The organism is Treponema endosymbiont of Eucomonympha sp., assembly GCF_001028545.1.
The window spans coordinates 1-650 of the sequence record NZ_BBPW01000386.1 but is presented as its reverse complement, the minus strand read 5'-3'; the positions used below and the strand labels follow the sequence as shown (position 1 = coordinate 650).

Annotated in this window: 1 protein-coding gene and 1 pseudogene; both read left to right on the top strand. The window is 63.7% G+C overall.

The window, feature by feature from the left end; all coding sequences use genetic code 11:
• Positions 1–356, top strand: a pseudogene (locus AWU74_RS07220) (hypothetical protein); the annotation flags it as partial.
• The coding region (locus AWU74_RS07215) for a Mur ligase domain-containing protein (RefSeq protein WP_238580234.1) at positions 335–650 on the top strand (316 nt) is incomplete at its 3' end. The pseudogene AWU74_RS07220 and the gene AWU74_RS07215, both read left to right, overlap by 22 nt.

The following is a 650-nucleotide window of genomic DNA, read 5'->3' as shown; positions in this document are numbered from 1 at the left end:
CGCTCGGCTATGCGTTTACCAGGATGAATACCTTTGTCGCCTACAAAGACGCGCACGGCGAGACGATTGCGGAGGTCGACGTGCTGCTTGAGAACGGCGAGTACGCGCTTGCCGCGGAAGTAAAGAGCGCACTGACGGTGGAAGACGTCAAAACCCACGCCGAGCGAATGTGCGTCCTCCGCGCCTATGCCGACAGGCACAATGACGAGCGGCAGTACCTCGGCGCGATTGCCGGAATAGTCGGCAAGCAGGCGCGGGATTATGCCCACAAAAGCGGCTTCTATGTGCTTGAGCAGTCTGGCGACACCGTCCGCACTGCCGACCCGCCGGAAGCGTGGCAGCCGAAGGCGTGGTAAAGGCGCTCAACGCAATGAACGCGCTCGTTTCCCTGCCGGAAGACCTGACCGGCGCGAAGATACACCTCGTCGGCATAAAAGGCACCGGAATGGCGGCGCTCGCCGAGATCCTCTGTGCGCGCGGCGCGGCGTTGAGCGGCAGCGACGTCGTCGACGTGTTCTACACCGACGCGCTGCTCGCCAAAATCGGCATAGCCCCGCGCCTCTTCGACGCGGCAAACATATCCGGCGGACTGTTCTGCGTCGTGTATTCCGCCGCGCACGCTGACAGCCCGGAGCTTGCCGCCGCACGGC